Here is a 14,154-nt window from a genome sequence, read left to right on the forward strand (position 1 = left end):
TTTGGCTACTCTTTTTTTATTCTCATGTACACGGATTTCCCGTGGTAAGCTCGATGCAACGCTAGTGTCCTACGATTCGTTAGATTTTAAACAGGCTCACCTATACTCAAATAACGATGCATAGATTCGTTAGAGCTCAGCCTCGTTTTACTTTATTCCTCTCCCTTTTCCACAAATGCCTGCAGGAGAGACAGCTTTTCGTCCCAATAGGCTTCAAAGAAAACCAGCCACTCCCTGACTTCCGCCAGGGGCTCCGGCCGGAGCCGGTAGCGCGTCTCCCTTCCGGCCCTCCGGGAGCGGACAAGCCCCGCATCGGACAAAACATGCAGATGCTTGTTCACCGCCGTGCGGGACATGGGAAAATGCTCCGTAATGGCGGCAATGGGCATTTCCTCATTAGCCAGCAGCTTCAGCAGCCTGCGGCGGGTGGGGTCCGCAATGGCCTGGAAGACATCATGCCGCAGAGCGGGTGCAGGCACCGTCAGGCCTCCACATACTCAACAAGATTCTTCTTGACAATGCTCTCCCAACCGCCATCCATAATGCCGCGGATAACCGGATGCGGCTGGCCGAACTCGGTAAGCTTGTCCGCCTCCCAACCCGAATGGACCAGAGTAAACTCGGTTTTCCCATCCTCCAAGGCCTTCAGCAAAAACTCCAAATGCCAGTCCTTCCCCCAATCAAAGCCCAACCGGTTAGGCGGATCAAGCTCCGTCACCTTGCAGGGCGAATCGCCAAACTGACCCGACTTGAGCACAAATTCATGCCCCACCACCGGCTCGAAGGTATTGTCCATCCACCAGGCCGCAATACCCCGGGAAGTAGCCACAGCCTTCCACACCTTCTCGACAGACGCGTTCAAAATAACCGTTTTACGAACTTCCGGCAATGTTCCCTGACGCTGCATATATGCTCCTCCTCTAATTATGACACCTTTTGGTTTCACAAACATAATAACACCTTTTGGTTTCATATTGCAAACGGCGGATTAATTTTATTTTCCGCTGGACATTTTATGAAGGTACCTTTATAATTCATAATTGTAAGGTACCTTACTATCATAAAACGAAAAGGAGAAGATGGCAATGAACACAAACTCAACTGATTTATTCGAGCTGTTTACCAGGCTGAATTGGCTGCTGCACCGGTATCACCAGCGGAATCACCGGCACTTCGGCCCCATGGGCGACCCCCACCGCGGACAAGGGCGCATTCTCGCGCTGCTGAAGCTGAAGCCGGAAATCAGCCAGAAGGAGCTCTCCGAGATTCTTGATATGCGCTCCCAATCCCTGGGGGAAATGCTGGGCAAGCTGGAGAAAAGCGGCTACATCACCCGGGCCCCCTCCGAGGCCGACCGCCGTGTAATGGAGATCAAGCTGACAGAAGCAGGCAAAGCCGCCTCCTTTCAAAAAGACCAGCATCTGGATAAGGAAGCGCTGTTTACCGGCCTGAGCGAAGAGGAGCAGGAGAAGCTGGGTGAATATTTAAGCCGGGTCATTTCCACACTGGAGCAGCTTTTGGGCAACAGCGGCAGCGAGTCCGATTTCCCGGAACGCCCGTCCTTCGATCCCCATTCCTTCGGTCCCCACGGCGGCAAACACGGCCATCACCGCCATTTCGGCGGCGAGGAATTTGGCGATCACCCCCGCAGGGGAAGAGGCGGGTTCCCGTTTGACGGCAGAGGCATGGGATGGGGCCGGGGCAAAGGCATGAAATGGGGACCCGGCAGAGGTGAGGACCCGTTCTCCGAAGCTCCCCAACAGCCTGACTCCCCTCCGGAGCCCCGGAACCAACCGGAAAATCCGGAGCAGGATTAACAACAAGGAAAGGATGTCTTCCCCATGGCCCATGCCGAAAAAGACCCCATGTACTACCTGGAACAAGCTCCTGTTCCCAAAGCCATTGCCCATATGACCATCCCGATGGTATTGGGCATGGTGGTGAATCTGATTTACAACCTGGTGGACGCTTATTTTATCGGGCGGCTGGATAACACGGCCATGCTGGCCGCCCTTTCTCTTGCCCTTCTGTTTACTGCCGTCCTGATGGCCATCGGCCAGATTTTTGGAATTGGCGGCAGGCCTCCTCGGTCAACTATTACCTTTCCCTATTGTCCGGACTGCTGTTTATGCTCCTTTGCCTTCCTTTTTTGAACCCGGTGCTGCATCTGCTGGGAGCCCGGGGAGAGGCGCTTGTTTACACCAAGGACATTTGGTCCATGCCCGTCTCCGAAGCTTGCGCCTGCCTGATCGGCCTTGGCCTCTGGCTTGGCTCCAGAAAGCAAATGTTGGGCGACGACGTTTCAGCCGCCGCCCCGTCTGCCCAGGCCGGTTAGCCCGGCCACCGGTAAGAAGGAGCATAACGAAGCATGGCCTGGAAAAGCACGCTCCATTGGCGCAAGCTCAGGGACGCCGCAGATTGGTCCCGCTCCGCCTCCGCTTCCTTCAGGGCGAGCTTCATTTGAGCCGCCGTAAAAATCACCCGCAACGGCTCATGGATAGGATGCCCCGCCGCCTTCAGGAGAAATCCGGCAAAGGTACAGAAACGCCGGTATTGCCCCTGGGGCAGCAGAGGCTGCTTCCTCCGCTCCACATAGAGAATGCTGCCATCCACTCCGGGCGGCGGCGAAAAGCAGGTCCGCTCTACCCGTCCCCTTTTCTCCATAAGATAATTCATTCTCCATGCAATGATCCGCGGGTCCGCACAGCCCGGTGCAGTAAACCGGACGGCGGCTCCTTTTTCCACGATAAACGCCCCCCGCAGCAAATTCCCGTTCCCCCATCCCAGCAGCTTGTCCAAGGCTTCGGTGGTTATGGCAAAGGGCAGATTGGCGACTGCGCAAAAAGGCTGTCCGGGCAGCTTCATGGTTCTGAAATCCCCCTGATAAACCGTGATATGGGGATAATCCGCCGTCTTTTCCCGCAATATCCGTACAAATCCCGCGTCCTGCTCAATAGCGATCACCTTGCCGGCCACGGCGGCAAGCGGCAGAGTCAGCGCCCCTTTCCCTGCGCCAATATCCAGCACCGTATCACCGGGACCAAGCCGCGGCAGACGGATCAAGGCTTCAATGGTCTTCCGGTGATGCAGAAGATGCTGCCCGGAGAAATTGGGCATGGCTTGGGCCGTGCCTTTTTGGCGTTTGTCCCGGTTCTGACTCCGACTCTGCTCCCTGTTCTGGCCCCTGCTCTGTTTCCCGCCCCTGTTCCTGTTCATCTTCATAGTAAGTCCCTCCCCGCAAATGTGTGAAAACAAAAAAAGCAGGCATCTGCCTGCTGCGGGAATAACGATGGTTTGGGCCATTGCTGAAGAAGACGTACCCGAATACACCCCACCCTATCCAATGGGTGCGGCAGATGGCAGGCCAGCTACAGGATCTGCCGCTTGCCAATAAAAAAAACGCCAAAAAGAGGCAGACCTGTCGTCCCCTCTCCCGGCGTTTCATTCCTCACGGGTTATCCTCAAATGGGCAGACCGATTCCGTTTGCTCCGCGTGCAGGCAGAGCCCTTGTACATGTTTAGTTGCCGGAGCAATGTACAAAACGAAATCTTCCGTAATTTATCGCACCCATGTGAGAACAACCCTCCGTTCCTGTAGATGGTTGCAGCATACCATGCAAGCGTCCCTGCGGACAAAGGATTGTTTGATTATACTTGTTTATTCGGCCAGCTTCAGCACCTCGGTCAGCATCAGAATCGGCAGCGCCTGCCCGTAGGTCATGGGACACAGAGGGATATTGCGGTAAGCGTCCAGGGTCGCTCCCATGCCGGTTCCATAAGAGACATTCTCTACTGTTCCATCCTCGCCGATTTCCCGGATCACAGCCTCCGCCGCTTTTTTGCCCACCTCCAAAAAACGGGACTCCAGATACCCCAACCGGACAGCCTTCAGAATCCCGTAGGCAAATCCCGCCGTAGCCGAGGTTTCCACATAGCTGTTGGGATCATCCAGCAGAGTATGCCACATGCCGCCTTCATGCTGGAGCCGCTCCAGGGCAGCAGCCTGGGCTTGCAGAGCGTCCAGCAGGAACCATTTGACCCCCGAATCCAGCTGCTCGGCAATGTCCAGATAGTCCACCACCCCTGCCGTATACCAGCAATTCCCCCGGGCCCACAGCGCCTCGGCAAAATGGTGGCGGCCCTGGAAGGTCCAGCCGTGGAACCACAAACCGGTTTTGCGGTCCGTCAAATATTTGATGTGAACCAGGAATTGCCGCACGGATTCAGCCAGATAATCCTCCCGGCCAAACAGCTTGCCCGCCCTGGCCAGAAACAGCACCGTCATAAACAGAGTATCATCCCAAAGCTGCCCGTCATTGGCGACGCCGGATACAATATGCTGCAAGCCCTGATCCTCTGTGCGGGGCATACGATCCATAATCCACTGGGCCCACTCCCGGCACAATGCCAGGAAATCCTCCCGGCCGGTTTCCTCGGCAATAAAGCTCAAGGTCAGCATCGGGCACATGGTGTTCACATTCTTTTCCGGCAGCCCTCTTGCGAGATTCCCCTCAAACCAGCTGACGAGAAAATCCCGCACCTCCGTCTTGCCTGTTTCCCGGTAATACTTGTACAAGCCGTACAGCCCCACCCCCTGGGCCCATTCCCAGGTGTCCATGCTGATAATGCTGATGGGGCATTCCTCCTTGATCCCCGTTTCATTGCCCAGATGCTGCATCTTGGCGGCCACCTTATCGGTTAACGCGCAGATTGCACTTCGCTCCATCGCCATACTCCCCTTTTCCTCTTGGATGCTTCCATTATATCGGGGGACCGGATTTGAATTATTGCATTAATGGGGGATTTTCTTGCTTTTTTGTGATACGCTATAAAAGCGACGTGAGGAATGCGGAACAGGGGAGCCTATGTGAAAATGGACAAAATCAGGAACACCTACACCGAGGACATCCGGCTGGAGCATAATACAGGCGCCGATTGGACCATGGATTATTACCATTTTCATAATGTGTATGAGCTTTATCTGGTGGTCACCCCGGGGGCGGAGATGTGGGTGGGAAACAAGCAGTATCTGTTGGCTCCCCATGACCTGCTGCTGCTGGGGACCAACGATCTGCACCGCTCCATTATTCATGACCGGAGCCGCTACGAGCGTTATATTCTCTACTTCAACCCCTTCTATATCACGTCCATGAATACCGGCGCCACGAATTTGCTGGAAAGCTACGTCCGGCTGCGGGCAAGCGGCACCCACCGGATCAACCTGGGAGGTGAACATGCAGCACGGCTAACCGCCATGCTTCAGGAGCTGGGACGGCTTCTTACGGAAACGGGCTTCGGTGCCGATGTCAGAAGGCAAATCCAGCTGGCTCTTATTCTCCTTGAGCTGGAGGCCATTACCCGGCCCGCCGCTTCACGCGGGAAAAGCCCTGAGCCTTCCCCTCCCGGCTATCCTATGCTGAAGCCGGTTCTCGACTATGTGGACGCCCATTATCCCGAGGAGCTTGGCACAGAGGAAATCGGCCGGCTGTTCAGCTTTAACCGGCATCAGCTGAATGAGCTGTTCCGGGCCATGACCGGCTTGTCCTTTCATCAATACCTGGTCCAGTATCGGATTGTAAAAGCCAAGGAATTCCTTGAGGCGGGGAACGTCTCCACAACAGAGGCTTGTTTGGAAAGCGGTTTCCGGGATTATTCCCATTTTATCCGGACCTTCAAGGAGCTGGTGGGGATGCCGCCGGGAAAATACGCCAAGCAGGCCAACGCGGGAAAGCGGCAGCGGACCTGAATAGCTATGGAGACAGGCAACATACAAAAATTATGGCGGCGCAACAGCGCCGCCGGGCAAAGGAGAGGTTGGACTTGCTATATAGAGGCGTTGAACTGCCGGATATATTAGCGGATGCGGAAGGAAAGAGGATACAAAACGCAAGTGATTGGCAACAGCGAAGAAGAGGCGAGCTGCTGGAGCTGTTCCGCAAGCATGTATACGGGAGAGCGCCGATTGAAAAGCCGGACCGGATGAGTGTGGCTTTGAACAGTTCCGATTTGATGATGGACAACCGCGCGATCCGCAAATGCAGCACCATTGCAATTGAAGGTCCCGGCGGCAAGCTGGCTATTCCGTTTACCGTATTTATTCCTGCCAACGCCAACCAGCCTGTGCCCTTGTTTTTATTGATCAACAACCGCGGGCCTGATGCCGCCGATCCCAACCGGAATGTAAAAAGCGGGTTTTGGCCCGTGGAGCAAATCATCGAGCGAGGTTATGCAACGGCTGTTTTTCATGTGAGCCATCTTGATCCGGATGAGCATGACGGCTTTCAAAACGGGGTGCATGGTGTTTTTGACAACAAGGGAGAGAGATCAGGCGATGCCTGGGGGACAATCGGCGCTTGGGCTTGGGGAGCCTCCCGGGTGCTGGATGCCCTGGAGCAGGATCAGGCTGTCGATGCAAACCGGGTTGCTGTAATCGGACATTCCCGCGGGGGCAAAACAGCGTTGTGGGCGGCAGCCCAGGATGAAAGGTTCGCCATGGCCATAAGCAATAATTCAGGCTGCACAGGAGCCGCCATCTCCAGACAAAACCAGGGGGAGCAAATTGAAGCTATCAACGAAAGATTTCCCCATTGGTTTGCCGCCAACTACAAGCGGTTTAACGGAAAAGAATCCGAGCTGCCCATCGATCAGCATATGCTGCTTGGTCTGATCGCCCCGCGTTTGCTGTATGTCTCCAGCGCATCAGCGGATGCGTGGGCTGATCCTGCAGGCGAATACAGCTCGCTGTGCTTTGCGGAAGAGGTCTACAGGCTGTACGGATTCCAGGTTCAGTCTGCCGCCGAAATGCCGGAAATCGGCATGCAAGTCAGCACGGAGCGGACGGGTTATCATCTTAGAGAAGGCGGCCACGACCTGACCGAGTGGGATTGGCAACATTTTATGGACTTTGCGGACAGCCGATTGAGGAAGTGAGCGTTGAAAAATAAAGCTGGCAGGCTGTTTCAATCTCCCCCAAAACGGGTAATGAATAGGAGTTTTTTCAACCTGGAAGGAGGCGACTGAATGAAGACGTTTATTTGGCTCTTGTTAAGCTTGCTGCTGGGATTGCCCGCCACAACAGACTACAACAACGCACCGCCATCGGACATTCCGTTACCGTCCCCCTCAGCTGCCGCGCCATCCGCAGCGCCAACCGGCCCGCCCGCTCCATCCCCCAGCCCCTCGGCTAAACCGTCCGTCGGGGGAATTGTGAAGGAGGAGGTGATTTCCTCTTCTCCGGATGTGCGCAAGCTGACCTTCAAAAGCAACGCGCTGGGCAAGGACAAGCGGTTTAATATTTATCTGCCGCCCGGCTATTCCTCCGGAAGCGACGCCTATCCCGTGCTTTATATGATCCACGGCACCGGCAACAACGAGAACCAGTGGATGCCTGATCTGGGCCTGGACACAGCAGCGGACAAGCTCATCGGCGAGAACCGGATTCGGCCGCTGATTATTGTGACTCCCCAAATCGACAGCAGCTATGGCCTCAATTCCGAGGAAAAGGGCCTTTATAGCGACTATCTTACCCAGGATCTTGTCTCCTTCGTAGACAAGCATTTCCGCACCTTGCCTTCACGGGAGGACCGGTACATAGGCGGTTTGTCCATGGGCGGCTTTGCCGCATTGAACAATGCCTTCCGGCATCCTGAGCTGTTCAGCAAGGTCGGCGGCCACAGCCCCGCCCTATGGATGGACTATTGGGCGGATACGGGAGATTTGCAGGCTTGGCTCTACCCGGACGAGGAAACCCGGAAAGCCCGGGACCCGCTCAGTCTGGCTGAAACAGCCGACTTTGAGGATCTGACCGTATTTCTCGATTCCGGCAAACACGACGGCTACCGCTTCTACGAAGGCTCGGAGCTGCTTTACAACAAGCTGCTGGAAAAGGGAATCCAGGTGGAATACCACCTCTGGGACGGCGAGCATACCAAGAACTATTGGAGCAGCCACACGGAGGATTATCTGATGTTTTTTGCAAGTCCGTAAGCCAGCTGCACGGGGGAGCCTGATCTTCCGACCGACTGAAATTCCCGCAAAAAAAACGGTCCTCACCTCCTTGACCGAATCGGTTCACAGAGCGATCCTTAGCTCATCGACCGATTCGGTCTATTCTGTTTTTTAGCTCCGGAGTTAGTGTGAAGTTTTTTTACACAACTATCTTGACACCTGAGGATTAACAGCTATAATAAAACTAACAAAAGGCAATAACCTATCAACAAAAGTAATATAAACTTACATCACTTGCTTTTGTAAGGGTGTGGAGCAATGGGACTATCCGAAGGCGAGATCAAGCAGGAGATTCTGAGGATTTACAACGCGATAAATAAGCGGATATTTAACGTGGGTGTAAAACAGCAGAAGGTTGATTTCGTGGACAACAAGATTCTGATTATGTCCCTGAACAGCAGAGTTCCCATTCTTAAGCTGCTGGACAGCGGCCACTCCTTTGCCACCCGCCAGATTGACCATCTTCTGTTCCAGGAATTCAAGAAGCAGATCAAGCAGGCTTTGGAGGAGCGTTTCCAACTGAATATTCTTGCCATTCTCAAAGACTATGATCCTGAGACCGAGTTTTCCGGTACGGTTGTTGTCTTGGAGCGTGACATCAGCGCATGCCTGAACGAACCATCCGAACTCCCCTGAAGGAGAGCGGCCGGATATCGTCAGTTTAGCCCCCACGACAGGATTGTCGGAGAGGACTGGACTGGCGATTTTTTATTATCCATATATGTGTATGGATGGTGGTCCGGGAATATTTTATTACAAAAAAAGGAGTGAGGTCCGTGAGCTACAAAATCCAGATTTCCGGAGTCAGCAAAACCTTCCGCAGAGGCGGCCAGGAAATTTCCGCCATGAAGGAAACCAATCTGTCCATTGAAGAGGGACGGTTTGTCAGCATCATCGGCCCCAGCGGCTGCGGCAAATCCACGCTGTTCAACATCATTGCCGGGCTGACTCCCCCCTCCACCGGAGAGGTGATTGCAGACGGGCGCAATATTGTGGGCAAGGCCGGTTATGTGGGGTATATGCTGCAAAAGGATATGCTCCTGCCCTGGCGGACCATTCTGGACAATATTGTCCTCGGCATGGAAATCCGCGGGGTGTCCCGCAAGGAGGCCGTCAATCGCGCGCTTCCGCTGATGGAGAAATACGGGCTGAAGGGCTTCGACAAGCATTATCCCAAGGAGCTGTCAGGGGGGATGCGCCAACGGGCGGCGCTATTGCGCACCCTGCTTTACGACCGGGATATTATTCTCCTGGACGAGCCCTTCGGCGCTCTGGATGCCCAAACCCGGCTGGCCATGCAAAATTGGCTCCTGCAAATCTGGGCGGATTTCCGCAAAACGGTGCTGTTTGTCACCCACGATATCGACGAGGCCATTTATCTGTCCGACGATATTTATGTGTTCTCCTCCCGCCCCGGCCGGATCAAATCGAAGATAACCGTTACGATGGACCGCCCCCGGAAAACGGAGGATATGACCTCCCCCGCTTTTATGGATTTGAAGCATCACCTGATGGAGCTGTTGTCCGCCGGCCACGATGAGGAAGCGCAAATATCCTGATACCTTTTATTTTAGGAGGGAAGCCCATGGAAACTGTTCAAAAGAAAGCCTTTGTGATTCATCCCATTGCCCCTGCCGGGGAGCCTGCCCTCCCCGCCGCTCCTACCGCCCCCGTACTGAAGGCCGTTCCCCTCATCATTGACGAGGAAACGAAGGAGCGCCGGAAGCTGCGGATCATCCGGGTGTTGCGGCTTTTGGCCGCCGTCCTGATCTTCGTCGGGTGGGAGGTGTTCACCCGGGTCGGCCTGATGGACCCGTACTTCTGGAGCAGCCCCGGGGCCATCCTCAAAACCACCTGGACCCAAATGACGGAGGGCAAGCTGCTGGGGGATATTGCCTACACCTCCTCGGCTACCATTCTGGGCTTTATCTCCGGCACCCTGTGCGGCGCCCTGCTGGGCCTGTCCTTCTGGTGGTCGCGGACCTACGCCGGAGTCAGCGAGCCGTATCTGATTATCCTGAACGCCATGCCCAAGCTGGCCTTGGCTCCCGTTCTGGTGATTCTGCTGGGCATCGGCTTTTTCTCCAAGGTGGCCCTGGCCTTCTCCATGACGATTGTGGTCTCCGCCCTCTCCGCCTACAGCGGCGTGAAAAGCGTTGACCCGGATATGGAAAAACTCATGTATTCCCTGGGCGCCAAGCGCCGCCAGGTGTTCACCAAGGTGGTGGTGCCCTGGTCCATGCCCTGGATCATCAGCAGCCTGCGGATCAATATCGCTTTGGCCCTGGCCGGCGCCATTGTCGGCGAGTTCATCGCCTCCCGCCAGGGGGTTGGCCGGATGATTATGTATGCCGGAACCATCCTGGATATCAATCTGGTCTGGGTCGGCGTGGTGGTGCTGTCCGTATTGTCCATGGCGATGTATTGGGGCGTGGTGGTCCTGGAGAAATGGCTGGCCAAAGGACTTACCAAGCAATAAGTAATCCCCCCAAACAATCCCCCAAAAGTGACGCAAAGCCTCGTAGCGGATTCCGGGTACTTTTGGGGGGTAGCCCCGGTAAAAGCAAATTCATAAAGCAGCTCAATTCAAATTCCCTCTACTGAAAGGATGAATCCTTCTATGACCGAAAACCTCCACAAACCTGATTATTTCCGCCGTTTCCGCAAGGCTCCCCTGGTTCTGTCCCTATCCCTGCTGGTTGCCGCCGCCCTGGCCGGCTGCGGGGAAAAGGCCGCCACGCCGGTGGCGGAGGCCGGAGCAGGCAAAAGCCTGAAGAAGATTGTCATCGCCGAGCCGCTGCATCTAACCGGATACCTGCCCATGTATGTTGCACAACGGGAGGGATACTTTGCCGAGGAGGGACTGGAGGTTCAGGTGATCCAGGCGGCGGGCGGCGCCCATGTGACCGCCGTCGTCAGCGGAGACGCCTGGGGTGTGATCGGAGGGCCGGAATCCAATGCCTTGGCCAATGTAAACAGCTCGGACCCGATTGTATCCGTGGTGAATGTGGTGAACCGGGCCAATGTCTATCTGATGGCCAAAAGCGGCACCTCCCCCAAAAGCGGCTCCAAGGAGGATTTGAAGGAATTCCTGAAGGGCAAAAAAATCAACGCCAACCGCCATGGCGGAACGCCCAATCTGCTGACCCGCTACCTGCTATTGGATGTGGGGCTTGATCCCGAAAAGGATGTGCAGCTTCTGGAGCCGGCTGACGGCTCCACGGTGGTCACTATGGTCAAGCAGGGCGCGGCGGATATCGCCAACGGCGCAGAGCCGCAGATTGTGGACGGCATCAACCAGAAGGTGTGGGACGAGCCCTTTTATAAGTTCCCCAGCCTGGGCGACTTTGCCTACTCCGTGGTCAGTGTGAAAAAATCAACCATTGCCAAGGACCCGGACACTGTCCAGAAATTTACCAATGCCATGATTAAAGCCCTGAAGAAGGTTCAAGCCGACAAGGAGCTGGCCAAAGCCAATCTGAAGGCGGAATTCCCCACCCTCTCCGAGGAAGCGGTCAAGGCCTCCCTGGACCGGGCATATGAGGACAGCCTGTGGAGCCCTGACGGCATGATCTCCGAGAAGGCGTTGGAAAATGACATGAACGTGATGATTAAAACAGGCATTTTTAAAGGCACGTATACCTATGACGGTCTGGTGGATATGCAGTTTGTCAAAAAAACCAATGAAGCTGCTGCTAAGTGAGGTGCATGGACAATGAACGGATTAACGAAATTGCTTGTTGGAACCCGTCCCGCCCTGGTGATTGTGGATGTGCAGAATGATTACTGCCATCCGGAGGGGGCGCTGGGCTTAACAGGCTGCGATGTCAGCGGAGTCAAGGAAATGATGCCCCGGCTCCATGAACTGCTGGGAGCGGCAAGAGAGGAAGGCATCCCCGTTATTTTCATCCAGACCTTCCATGAGGATGCAACGGACTCGGAGGCTTGGGTTACCCGTTCCTCCGGCCGGTCGGCCCAGGTCTGCCGGAAGGACAGCTGGGGGGCGGAGTTCTTCGAGATCGCTCCCCGGCAGGGAGAGATTGTGGTGAACAAGCACCGGTACAGCGCATTTGTGAATACGCGGTTGGACTCGGTTCTGCGGACACTGAAGATCGACACGCTTCTGGTCACCGGGGTGAGCACCAATGTATGCGTGGAATCCACCGCCCGGGACGGGTTTATGCTGGATTACCACATTGTGCTGGTGGAGGATGCCTGCGCCTCCTACTCCCGGGAGGCCCATGAGATGACGCTGACGAATATTGAGGGGTATTTCGGCACGGTGGCATCAAGCGGAGAGCTGGCGGATATCTGGTCGCTGCACGGCAAAAAATCGACCCTTGCCCTTTAAGGCAGGGTAGGCAAAGCTGGTGAAAAGGCCATGGGCATAACGCAATACAAAGAATCCGGGAAGCATGTCTCCCATGCCTCAGATGTGCTGCCGCAGCAGGATTCGGAGAGTTCCAAACGAAGAGTCATTGTGCAGTACGTCATCTGCCTCGGCGCTTTCCTGTCCAATCTGTCGGCGGGGATGTTCAATATTGCCCTAGTGGATATTGCGGGCGACTATGGCGTCACCCTGCAATCCGCCCAATGGATTGTGACGGCATACCTTCTGGTTATCTCCGTCTGCCTCCCGCTTATGGGCAGGCTGGGGGATCTGGCGGGAAGGACGCGGATTCATAATGCGGGCTACTTCATCTTTATGCTGGGCGCTCTGCTGTGCGTGTTCGCCCCTTCCCTGGGCTGGCTGATCCCCTTCCGCATTCTGCAGGGGCTGGGGGCTTCCATGTACCAGGCCACCAACATGGCCCTGATTGTATCCATCTTCCCGCAGAACCAGCGGGGAAGAGCTTTGGGCTTGATGAGCACCTTCGTGGCGGCCGGGTCCATGGTGGGACCCAGCCTGGGGGGCGTGCTCATCCAGTGGTTTTCCTGGCGGACCAGCTTCGCCATGCTGGCCGCCGTGGCCGCCGCTGCGTGGGTGCTGGCGCAGCGGTTTGTTCCCCGGGAGGAGCCGCAGGGCGCCGCCCGGCTGGATTTGACGGGAGCCGGGCTGTTCGCGGCCGGACTCACGGGGCTGGTGGCCGCCCTGAACCTGGCGGGGGCCAACGGTTTTGGCTCCCTGCCGGTGCTGGCAGCGGCAACGGCATTCGGCCTGTGCCTGGGGCTCTTCATCTGGTGGTGCCTGCCCACCAGATGGAGCCCGGCGCCTGCCGGTGCCGGTACGGGGGGCGCTGCCCCGGCTGCTTCCCGCCCCCGAGGAACTGCCGGGGACTTCCGCCGCAGCCGCACCGGAGCGTCTGCGGGGAGCGTCCGCCGCGATCGGGCAGGCTCAGATACCCTGGCGCGGCGGAGGGAGCCCTTCATTCAATTGGGCCTGTTCCGGAACGCAGGGGTGAATACTGGCATTCTGATTACCATCGTCACCTATATGGCGGCCTTTTCGGCCCAACTGGTGCTGCCGGTTTTTCTGCGCAATGAGCTGGGGCTGTCGCCTGCGGCGACCGGGTTATTGCTCATGGCTTACCCGGCTGCGCTGATCCTGTCAGCGCCGGTGTTCGGCCGGCTGTCGGACAAGCATGGCATCATGCCGCTGCTTTCGGCAGGCCTGCAGGTGATGATCGGCACCCTGCTGGCGCTGGGCTTCCTGTCGGCGGCTTATCCCCCGGCACTGCTGGCGGCGCTCATCATCCTGCTGGGCGTCTCCATGGGGATGATCACCTCCCCAAACAACAGCCTGGTGATGCGGGAAACACCGCGGGAGCATCTGGGGATCATCAGCAGCATGCTGGCCCTCTCCCGAAACCTGGGGATGATGTTCGGAACGGTGGCAGGCAGCGGACTGCTTGCGACAGGGGCCGCAGCCGCAGCGGACGGCTCCCTCCGCGGCTACCACGCGGTGTTCATCCTGTGTGCGGCGCTGGTGGCGGCGAGCCTGGCCATCACAGCGCTGTCCCAGCGGCAGATGCGCCAAAAGCGCCAGGAGGAGACTCTCTCCTCCTGACGCCGGGCGGGGCTGCGCCGCTGTATCTCTAGTGGCGGCAGTGACGCTATTTGCCCCAAAAACGGCTTCTGCAAATCCTGATGGAAGCCAAGAGCGTGTCCAGGAACGGTGGACACTTCTAAACTCCGTCTGCGCAGAGC

General features: G+C 56.5%; 15 protein-coding genes. 11 read left to right on the forward strand and 4 right to left on the reverse strand.

Features of this window, described 5'->3' with window-relative positions; translation table 11 throughout:
* Positions 1–152: 152 nt before the first annotated feature.
* Positions 153–479, reverse strand: a complete 327-nt coding sequence (locus tag DQG13_RS27155) for an ArsR/SmtB family transcription factor (protein ID WP_113023316.1) — start codon at positions 477–479, stop codon at positions 153–155.
* A gap of 2 nt (positions 480–481) precedes the next feature.
* Positions 482–907: an SRPBCC family protein gene (locus DQG13_RS27160; RefSeq protein ID WP_113023317.1), complete on the reverse strand. Its 426-nt coding sequence runs from the start codon at positions 905–907 to the stop codon at positions 482–484.
* Positions 908–1,085: 178 nt separating this feature from the next.
* Between DQG13_RS27160 and DQG13_RS27165 the strand changes: the two genes are divergently transcribed.
* Positions 1,086–1,817 carry a MarR family winged helix-turn-helix transcriptional regulator gene (locus tag DQG13_RS27165; protein ID WP_113023318.1) on the forward strand — a complete coding sequence of 244 codons (732 nt, stop codon included), beginning with the start codon at positions 1,086–1,088 and terminating at the stop codon, positions 1,815–1,817.
* Between the two features lie 24 nt (positions 1,818–1,841).
* Positions 1,842–2,153, forward strand: coding sequence for a hypothetical protein (locus DQG13_RS27170; protein ID WP_113023319.1), 312 nt, complete (start codon positions 1,842–1,844; stop codon positions 2,151–2,153).
* A gap of 178 nt (positions 2,154–2,331) precedes the next feature.
* Here the strand turns inward: DQG13_RS27170 and DQG13_RS27175 are convergent, their stop codons facing one another.
* Together DQG13_RS27175 and bglB are read right to left on the reverse strand one after the other, a co-directional pair.
* On the reverse strand, positions 2,332–3,222 hold the full coding sequence (locus DQG13_RS27175) for a ribosomal RNA small subunit methyltransferase A (protein ID WP_181593026.1): 891 nt from the start codon (positions 3,220–3,222) through the stop codon (positions 2,332–2,334).
* 436 nt (positions 3,223–3,658) lie between these two features.
* Positions 3,659–4,726: a beta-galactosidase BglB gene (gene bglB / locus DQG13_RS27180; RefSeq protein WP_113023361.1), complete on the reverse strand. Its 1,068-nt coding sequence runs from the start codon at positions 4,724–4,726 to the stop codon at positions 3,659–3,661.
* Positions 4,727–4,873: 147 nt separating this feature from the next.
* Here bglB and DQG13_RS27185 point away from each other — a divergent pair, with 147 nt between their 5' ends.
* The 9 genes from DQG13_RS27185 to DQG13_RS27225 all read left to right on the forward strand — a co-directional run bounded on the left by DQG13_RS27185 (position 4,874) and on the right by DQG13_RS27225 (position 14,014).
* Positions 4,874–5,746 carry a helix-turn-helix domain-containing protein gene (locus DQG13_RS27185; protein WP_181593027.1) on the forward strand — a complete coding sequence of 291 codons (873 nt, stop codon included), beginning with the start codon at positions 4,874–4,876 and terminating at the stop codon, positions 5,744–5,746.
* 74 nt (positions 5,747–5,820) lie between these two features.
* Complete coding sequence (locus DQG13_RS27190; RefSeq protein ID WP_258525887.1) at positions 5,821–6,930, forward strand: alpha/beta hydrolase family protein; 1,110 nt, start codon at positions 5,821–5,823, stop codon at positions 6,928–6,930.
* A 90-nt stretch (positions 6,931–7,020) separates the two neighbouring features.
* Positions 7,021–7,986, forward strand: a complete 966-nt coding sequence (locus tag DQG13_RS27195) for an alpha/beta hydrolase (RefSeq protein WP_309472259.1) — start codon at positions 7,021–7,023, stop codon at positions 7,984–7,986.
* Between the two features lie 279 nt (positions 7,987–8,265).
* A complete protein-coding gene (locus DQG13_RS27200; RefSeq protein WP_113023323.1) occupies positions 8,266–8,643 on the forward strand; it encodes a Na-translocating system protein MpsC family protein in 378 nt (125 codons plus the stop codon).
* Positions 8,644–8,783: 140 nt separating this feature from the next.
* Positions 8,784–9,566, forward strand: a complete 783-nt coding sequence (locus tag DQG13_RS27205; protein ID WP_113023324.1) for an ABC transporter ATP-binding protein — start codon at positions 8,784–8,786, stop codon at positions 9,564–9,566.
* Between the two features lie 26 nt (positions 9,567–9,592).
* Entirely contained in the window at positions 9,593–10,486 is an 894-nt protein-coding gene (locus DQG13_RS27210) for an ABC transporter permease (protein ID WP_113023325.1), read from the forward strand.
* Between the two features lie 141 nt (positions 10,487–10,627).
* Complete coding sequence (locus DQG13_RS27215) at positions 10,628–11,710, forward strand: ABC transporter substrate-binding protein (protein ID WP_113023326.1); 1,083 nt, start codon at positions 10,628–10,630, stop codon at positions 11,708–11,710.
* A 12-nt stretch (positions 11,711–11,722) separates the two neighbouring features.
* Complete coding sequence (locus DQG13_RS27220) at positions 11,723–12,358, forward strand: cysteine hydrolase family protein (protein WP_113023327.1); 636 nt, start codon at positions 11,723–11,725, stop codon at positions 12,356–12,358.
* A 30-nt stretch (positions 12,359–12,388) separates the two neighbouring features.
* Entirely contained in the window at positions 12,389–14,014 is a 1,626-nt protein-coding gene (locus DQG13_RS27225; RefSeq protein WP_113023328.1) for an MFS transporter, read from the forward strand.
* Positions 14,015–14,154 lie beyond the last annotated feature (140 nt).

The organism is Paenibacillus sp. YN15 (assembly GCF_003285005.1).
Taxonomy (GTDB): domain Bacteria; phylum Bacillota; class Bacilli; order Paenibacillales; family NBRC-103111; genus Paenibacillus_AR.